General features: G+C 73.5%; 4 protein-coding genes and 1 pseudogene. 1 reads left to right on the forward strand and 4 read right to left on the reverse strand.

The window, feature by feature from the left end; all coding sequences use genetic code 11:
- Positions 1 to 134 (forward strand): annotated as a pseudogene (locus RIF68_RS18985) (ATP-binding protein); the annotation flags it as partial.
- 146 nt (positions 135 to 280) lie between these two features.
- Here RIF68_RS18985 and RIF68_RS18990 read toward each other — a convergent pair.
- From RIF68_RS18990 to RIF68_RS19005, 4 genes are all read right to left on the reverse strand, one after another.
- Positions 281 to 487, reverse strand: a complete 207-nt coding sequence (locus RIF68_RS18990; protein ID WP_309052472.1) for an acyl-CoA carboxylase epsilon subunit — start codon at positions 485 to 487, stop codon at positions 281 to 283.
- A gap of 15 nt (positions 488 to 502) precedes the next feature.
- Positions 503 to 2,086 (reverse strand): acyl-CoA carboxylase subunit beta, encoded by a 1,584-nt coding sequence (locus RIF68_RS18995; protein WP_309052473.1) that lies wholly within the window; start codon positions 2,084 to 2,086, stop codon positions 503 to 505.
- A gap of 153 nt (positions 2,087 to 2,239) precedes the next feature.
- A complete protein-coding gene (locus RIF68_RS19000) occupies positions 2,240 to 4,594 on the reverse strand; it encodes a polysaccharide lyase 8 family protein (RefSeq protein ID WP_309052474.1) in 2,355 nt (784 codons plus the stop codon).
- Positions 4,595 to 4,711: 117 nt separating this feature from the next.
- A partial coding sequence (locus RIF68_RS19005; RefSeq protein WP_309052475.1) for an endo-alpha-N-acetylgalactosaminidase family protein occupies positions 4,712 to 8,059 on the reverse strand: 3,348 nt, incomplete at its 5' end.

Consider the following 8,059-nt stretch of genomic DNA (forward strand, 5'->3'; position numbering starts at 1 on the left):
CCGAAGAAGTCCGGGAAGCCCTCCAGATCGGCCCCGACACCCCCATCATCACCACCGACGCCCGCCACCGGGCCGACGCCAAGAGCGCGCTCATCACCCTCGTCGAGCACGCCCTCATGGCCCGGCTGCGGTAACCGTCCCGACGGTCGCCGGAATCGAGAAGGCCCCCCGCTCCCCTTCCGGGGCGGGGGGCCTTCCGCGTACCCGCTCACGGGCCCGGGGGCCCGGGAACGCCGAAGGCCCCCGTCCCGGGCGGGACGGGGGCCTTCGGGCGGCGGGCTCAGCCCTGCCAGGAGTGGGAGGGCCGGAAGCCGGACTGGCGCTCCAGGCGGCGCCAGCCGGCCGTGGAGCGGCCGTACGGGGCGGTGTCCCCGGCGGGCTGGGCGGAGGCGCGGGCGAGGAGGACCGCGGTGAGGGCGGCGAGCTCCTCGGGGTCGGCGTGGCCCTTCTCGACGCGGAGAAGGCTGGCTGTGGCAGGTGTGGTCACTTCGGGGGTCTCCTCTTACTGAGGCGGGTTGCCGTGCTTGCGGGACGGCAGGTCGGCGTGCTTGGTGCGGAGCATCGCGAGGGAGCGCACGAGCACGTGGCGGGTCTCGGAGGGGTCGATGACGTCGTCGACCAGGCCGCGCTCCGCCGCGTAGTACGGGTGCATGAGCTCGGCCTTGTACTCCTTGACCATGCGGGCGCGCATGGCCTCGGGGTCCTCGGCCTCCGCGATCTGCTTGCGGAAGATCACGTTGGCGGCACCCTCGGCGCCCATGACCGCGATTTCGTTGGTGGGCCAGGCGTACGTCAGGTCGGCGCCGATGGACTGGGAGTCCATCACGATGTAAGCACCGCCGTACGCCTTGCGCAGGATCAGCGAGATCCGGGGCACGGTCGCGTTGCAGTAGGCGTACAGCAGCTTCGCGCCGTGCCGGATGATTCCACCGTGCTCCTGGTCGACGCCCGGAAGGAAGCCGGGTACGTCCAGAAGGGTGATGATCGGGATGTTGAAGGCGTCGCACATCTGCACGAAGCGGGCGGCCTTCTCGGAGGCCTCGATGTCGAGGACGCCGGCCAGCGACTGGGGCTGGTTGGCGACGATGCCGACGACCTGGCCGTCCAGGCGGGCGAGGGCGCAGATGATGTTGCGCGCCCAGCGCTCGTGGATCTCGAGGTAGTCGCCGTCGTCGACGAGCTCCTCGATGACCTTGTGCATGTCGTACGGGCGGTTGCCGTCGGCCGGCACCAGGTCGAGCAGGACGTCGGAGCGGCGGTCCGCCGGGTCCTCGGAGGCGACGGCCGGCGGGTTCTCGCGGTTGTTCTGCGGCAGCATCGACAGGAGGTAGCGCACCTCGGCGATGCAGGTCTCCTCGTCGTCGTACGCGAAGTGCGCGACGCCGGAGGTCTCGGCGTGCACGTCGGCGCCGCCGAGGCCGTTCTGGCTGATCTCCTCGCCGGTGACCGCCTTGACGACGTCCGGTCCGGTGATGAACATCTGCGAGGTCTCGCGGACCATGAAGACGAAGTCCGTGAGGGCGGGGCTGTAGGCGGCGCCGCCGGCGCAGGGGCCGAGCATCACGGAGATCTGCGGGATGACGCCGGAGGCCTTGGTGTTGCGCTGGAAGATGCCGCCGTAGCCGGCGAGGGCGGAGACGCCCTCCTGGATGCGGGCGCCGGCGCCGTCGTTCAGGGAGACCAGCGGGGCACCGGCCGCGATGGCCATGTCCATGATCTTGTGGATCTTGGTGGCGTGGGCCTCGCCCAGGGCGCCGCCGAAGATGCGGAAGTCGTGCGCGTAGACGAAGACGGTCCGGCCCTCCACCGTGCCCCAGCCGGTGATGACACCGTCGGTGTACGGCTTCTTCGCCTCCAGGCCGAAGCCCTGGGCGCGGTGGCGGCGCAGCTGCTCGACCTCGTTGAAGGAACCAGGGTCGAGCAGCAGCTCGATGCGCTCACGTGCGGTCAGCTTGCCCTTGGCGTGCTGGGCCTCGGTCGCGCGCTCGCTCGGGCCCCGCATCGCCTGCTCGCGCAGGACGTGCAGCTCGGCCACTCGGCCACGGGCGTCAGCGGGCTCGCTCGGGATCTGGTCGACAACGGTCATGTACCGACCCTACGAAGCCGACCAAGAAAACCCCGCCGTCCACTCCGTACAGTCCTCCGTGTCGAATCCTGGTGGAGACGGACAGAACCCGCACCCGACCATGCCGAGTCAACAGCTCAGCACCCCTTGTGATTGTAGGGGTCTCACAAAACCCTAGACGAGGACCTCGCAACGGTGGGTCACGCACGCGGTACCGGGCGTGACGCGGAGGCGCAGCGCGCGGCCGGCGGTGAGGACCTCCACCGAGGGATCGTGGGCGAGAACCCGGCGGACGGGCCGGTTCCACAGGAGTTCCAGCGGTTTTCCCGTGCGGGGCGGTTCGGCGAGGCGGAGATCGAGGACGGAGCGGCGGCGCCGGACGAGGACGCTCGCGGGCGCGGTGACCGCGAGGGGACCCACCGTACCGGGCTCCCAGAAGTTCGCGGCGGTCAGGCCGAGGGAGGGGACGGCGACCGCCTGGACGCCGGGGCCGTTGTGGAGAACGTGCAGCCAGTCCGGGTCGGCCGCCCGCGCGGCGACCGCCCGCCGTGAGGCGCCCGGCATCAGCAGATAGGCGTAGTCCGCTCCGGTGGGGTCCGTGCCGTGGTCCAGCCAGAGCGTCCGGTAGCGGCGGGTGCGGCGCTCGGGGGAGCCGGCGGCGTTGATGTCGCTCCACGCGCCGGTGCGGTCCTCCCGCAGGGTGCGCAGCGCACCGGTGCCCCCGGGCAGCACCCAGCCGCCGTGCCCGTCCAGGTGGGCCCAGCGCTCGCCGGTGGTGAGGGCGGCGGCGCCGCCCTCACCGAGGAGGCGGTTGTCGACGACCGTCTCGACGGGTACGCCGTCGGTGGCGGTGATCCCGGCGCCGAGGCAGATGACCGCGTCGGCCGCGCAGAACCAGGACTTGCGGGCCTCCAGGGTGGAGCCGAGGCCCTTGAGGTGCTGGCCGACGGCCGCGTACGTACCGTCGGTGACGCCGCCGACCCACCGTACGTCCGGCCGGGACGCGCCCCACTCCCCGCCGGCCCGGTCGGGCAGGCGCTTGGTGGAGACGGTGGTGCCCGGCAGGCGGTAGGGGTCGACGGTGGGCCAGAACCAGTCGGTGTACTGGTCGCCGTGGTCCGGGGTCCACCAGGAGAGCATCCCGGCGCCGGTGTGCCAGCCGCGCGGGTTCTCGCCGTTGCCGCACTCGTAGTACGCGATCCGCCGGGAGGCCATGGCGATGTTCGCGGCCCACCCGGGGCGGCGGTGGACGGCCCGGTCCATGGCGGCGAAGAGACGGTGGCCGGTGGGCTCGGGGGCGGCCGGGACGGCGGAGGCCGCGACGGCGTGCAGCCGGGCGAGGTCGGCCACCCCGAACTGGCGGGCGGTGAGGATCGGGGAGACGGTGTCGCGCCGGATCCAGCCCTTCACGCGCGCGTGCCACCGCTCGCGCTCGGCCGGGGAGGCGACGCCGGCGAGGAGGGCGATGGCGGCGATGACGCCCTGGCCGTGGAAGTGGTCGGAGCGCATGACCCGGCGGTCGTCGTTCCTGAGCAGGCCCCGGCTGACCGCCCGCCCGTTGACGCTGTCCATCATCAGGCCGTCCAGGAGGAGGGGCGCGTAGGCCTTCTCCACGCTGTCGAGGACGATCTGCCGCGCCGGGTCGGTGACGTCCCAGGGGGAGCCCGCGAGCAGGGCGAAGAGGCGCCCGAGGCCGTCGAGCATCACCTGACCGTAGGTGCCCGAGTAGGCGACCCAGGTGTGCTGCACGAAGGAGCCGTCGGCGTGGAGCCCGTCGCCCTCGGTGACGTACGGGAAGACGGGCGAGAGGGCGTCGCGGGCGAGGGCGATCCGGTCCGGGCGCGCGCCGAGGGCACCGCGCAGGACGACCGAGCGGCAGAGGTCGACGCGGTTGGCACCGGTGGAGGTGCCGGTGTAGCGGGCGAGGACGGAGTCGGGGAGGAAGTGGTCGACGGCGGCGCAGGCGGTGGCGATCCGCTCGGACCCGAGGTGCGGGTGGAGGGCGGCGACGATGTCCATGAGCAGGCGGGGGCTGCCGATCTGCCACTCCCACCAGTTGCCGTAGCGGGGGGCGCCCGCGCGGTAGACGGTGGCGGAGAGGTGGTCGAGGCCGCGCAGGACGTCGGCGAGGAGGTCCGGATCGCCGGTCAGGCCGGTACCCGGCTGGACGTACGCCTGGGTCATGGTCCACAGCCGGCCGTAGCTCTGCGAGATGCCGGCGGGCGGGTCGAAGGGGGCGTCCGGCCACAGGGAGCGGGCGGTGGGTGCCAGGGCGGCGCGGAAGGCGCGGGCCAGGGTCCCGGTCTCGGCGAGCCGGGAGGCGTAGGGCTCGGCGGCGGGGTCGTAACCGGTGCCGAGCTGGAGGTCGAGCCAGCGCAGCCGCAGCGCCTCGAATGCGGCGGGGAGGGTGCCGCCGTCGGCCGGTGCCCCGGCCGCCCGGGCGGCCGGGAGGGCGAGGGCGGCGGTGACGGCGGCCGTACCGGCGAGGAGGACGCGGCGGGGCAGCGGTGCGGAGGGGGACGGGGACACGGGAGCCTCCCGGGAGGTGGGATGGAGTCCGGTGGGCGCGTGGTCCGGACGGCCCGGTCCGGACGGGTCGGGGAGCGGGGCCGCCGGGGAAGCCGGTTCCCCGGCGGCCCCGGGTGTTCAGCCTCCGCAGTGGAAGCGGGCGTTGCCCCAGTCGGCGTGGTCGTTGCCGTTGCCGTCTCCCCCGTCATCGGCCACCAGGTCGACGTAGGAGGCTCCGGCGACGTCGGCGGTGAGCGACCAGGCGGAGTCGGCGGCCCGCAGGACCGGCGACGCCACCTTCTCGGTGCCGTCGGCCCGGACGGAGAACCGCACGCTCCCCCGGCCGGTCTGGACGTCGTCGACCCCCACCTCGGCGGTGAAGGAGGTGCAGCGGCCCCCCAGGTGGTAGCGGACGGTGGCGGGGGCGTGGGTGCCCAGGCCCTTGGCGTAGGCCACTCCCCCGATCCGCAGCGGGGTGCCGTCGCCGGCGCCGGTCCCGCCGTTGGACCGGTCCCTCTCGACGGGCCCCCAGCCGTTGGTGGCCGAAATCCAGTCGAGGTCGCTCGCCCACGCGTCGGCGGTGGGCGGGGGCGGCAGGGTGCGGACGGGGGTGACGGCGGTGAGCGTCCGCTCCGCTCCGCCGAGGGTGTAGGTCAGTTCGGCGCCGAGGGGGTACGTCCCGTGGGCGGCGTCCACCGGCGGTGTCACCTGCCAGGTGGCGGTGGTCCGGCCACCCGCGGCGACGGGGGCGAGGGTGACGGTGCCGGCGGGTTCGGCGGTCCAGCCCTCGGGGAGGGTCAGCCGGGCCCGGGCTCCGTCGACGGCCGCGGTCTCGTCGTTGGCGTAGGTGACGGTGACCCGGTTCGGCCGGCCGGGCTCCAGGGCGGCGGGAGCGGCGAGGGAGAGCGTGCCGCAGGCGGCGGGGGCGGGGGCCGGGCCGAGGTCGGTGACGGTGAAGCCGTCGAGGACGAAGTCGGCGCCGTCGGGGGCGTCCGCGCGCTTGCGCAGGCCCACCCAGGTGTCACCGCAGCCGGCGGTGACGGTCTCCTGGAAGCGTCCGGTGGTCCGCCGCTCCCCGAGGGGGGTGCGGCGGCTCTCCACGGCGGTGCCGTCGGCCCGGTCGTAGCCGGTGACCCACTCGTAGGCGCCTGCGTGGCTCGACTGGTGGGCGTACTCGACGCGGTAGCTGTGCCCGTCCCTCAGCGGGACGGTCCAGGGCGCGGTGCGGTAGACGAGGCCGGTGTTCTCGTCATGGGACTTGAGGGACTCGGCGCCGTCGAGGACGTCGTCGATCCGCTTCCCGTTCCAGCCGGCCTGGGTGTACGGGGCGTGGAGCTGGGCGATGTGGGTGCGCGGGTCCGTCGTCCCGCCGGCGTCGCCCTTGAGGAAGGGTCCCCAGCCCTGGTCGACGGCCTCGAAGTCCTCGTACACCGCCGCCCCGGCCTTCCCGGCGGGGTCGTTGGCGACGACCCGCACGTCGTCGGCGCGGACGGCGCCGGTGCCGGGCGCGGCCTCGACGGCGAGGGTGGTGGCGCCGGTGGCGGGGGCGGTGAAGGTGACCTTGGCGCGCTGGAAGCGGGTGCCGTTCCAGTCGGAGGCGGCGACGCGGTCCTGGATCACGGAGCGGGTGACGGTCACGGAGCGGCCGCCGGCGGAGAGGGTGGTGGGGCGGGTCCGGCCGGGTTCGACCTCGATGAGGGCGGAGGCGGTGTAGCGGGCCCCCGGGGTGAGGCCGGTGAGGTGCTGGCGGACGGCGGCGGTCGCGGAGCCGGTGAGCCGGACGCTGTTGCGGCCCTGGGTGTCGGTGTCGCGGGTGACGGTGCCGGTGGTGGTCCAGGCGGCGAGCCTCGCGTCGTTGAAGCCGGGGTCGCGGACGGGGGTGCCCTCGCCCCAGCGCGGGTCGGGCGTGGCGGGCGCGGTCCGGTGCAGGACGTACGCCTGGCCGGGTTCGGCGTCGAGGGTGACGCGGCCGTTCACCGGGCTGACGGTGGCCGTCCGCACCCGGCCGTTGTCGGTGAGCTTGTGGACCGTGTAGGCGGAGGTGCCGGGGACGGCCCAACTCGTCCTGCCGCCGGCCTTGTTGTAGTGGTAGAGCTTGGTGCCGCCGGCCCACGGGAGCAGGTAGGCGTCGCCGTCGAGGACCTTGCGGCCGTTCTCGTAGAAGGTGCGGCGGCCGTTCTCGACGGTGCCGCGCACGCCGCCGGTGAAGGTGAGATCGTCGCCGTTCCAGCGGATGATCTTCTGCTGCTGGAGGTACTTGGCGGGCAGGTTGCGCTGCCAGATGTTGGCGGTGAAGGCGTTCCAGTCGGTCTCGCCCGTCCAGCCCTCGAAGTCGACGAGGGCGGTCTGCCCGAGGACCGGGTGGTCGTTCCAGATGTCCTTCTCGCCGTTGCGGATGAAGCGGATGATGCGCGAGTTGAGGCCCTTGTTCGTGACGCCGCCGTAGTCGAGGTCGTTGGCCCAGTGGGACCAGAGGGAGGCCCGCTCGAACTTGTCGGACCACTCGGTGGCGACGTTCCAGCCCTGGGCCTGGACGGTGCGGACCGTCTTGTCGGCGATCCAGCCGTGGGTGTAGTAGACGTCGATGTAGAGCGTCGAGAGGTTGGGGTCGGTCTCGTCGCGGAGCTGCTGGAAGCGGCGGGCGAGGTCACCGCTGTTGAGGTCCCGGCGCTGGTCGATGTAGTAGCTCTGATTGAGCCAGTTCCAGCCGGGCTTCGTCCTGTCGACGAGGGTCTCGCTGAAGTTCTTCGCCTCGGGGTAGGCCTCGGTGGCGTTGACGTGGACGCCGAATTCCGCCCCCCACTTCCTGCCCTGCCGCAGCAGCGTGTTGAGGTCGGCGAGGCCGCCGGCGCGCTTGTTGTAGTTGCCGCCGTAGTCGGGGTGGGCCGAGTCGTGGCCCTCGGAGCCGTACCCCTTGAGCAGCGCGAACTGGCCCAGTCCGTCGGTGGCGAGGGAGATCCGCTTGACGTCGTCCAGGGTGCGCAGGAAGGGGTGGGTGGCCTGGGAGGCGAAGTTGAACGGGATGTGGGCGACGACCCGGCCGGGGGTCTTCTCGCTGCCCGGGGCCTTGATCGCGATCGTACGGAAGGCGATGGCGGCGTCCTGCCAGTCGGTGGTGCCGTCGGCGTTGGCGTCGGGCGTGACGACGACCTTGGCCCAGGGCAGGTTCGCGCCGCTCTCGGGGGCGGGGGCCCCGGCTCCCCGGTAGGTCCACTGGCCGGACCGGACGCCGACGCGGGTCTCGGTCCCGGTGGTGCGGGCCTGGTGCCAGAAGCGGGCTCCGTCGCGGGCGCTGGGCCCCGAGGGCGTGTCGTAGCTGGAGTTGGACTCGATCGCGGCGGCGAGGGAGCCGGTGCTGACCAGGGCGTAGGTCGCCCCGACGGGGGCGGGGTCGGCCGGGGTGGCGGCGGTGACCGGGGCGAAGACGTCGGCGGTACGGGTGGAGTCGGGGTCGAGCCGGGTGAAGGCGGTGGCCGCCCCGGGCTC

This window comes from Streptomyces sp. (genome assembly GCF_031178505.1).
In the GTDB taxonomy this organism is placed as follows: Bacteria; Actinomycetota; Actinomycetes; order Streptomycetales; family Streptomycetaceae; genus Streptomyces; species Streptomyces gulbargensis.

Excerpts from the sequence above, each read along its gene's own strand:
- RIF68_RS18995 (WP_309052473.1), bottom strand. The coding sequence starts at position 2,086 with ATGACCGTTGTCGACCAGATCCCGAGCGAGCCCGCTGACGCCCGTGGC.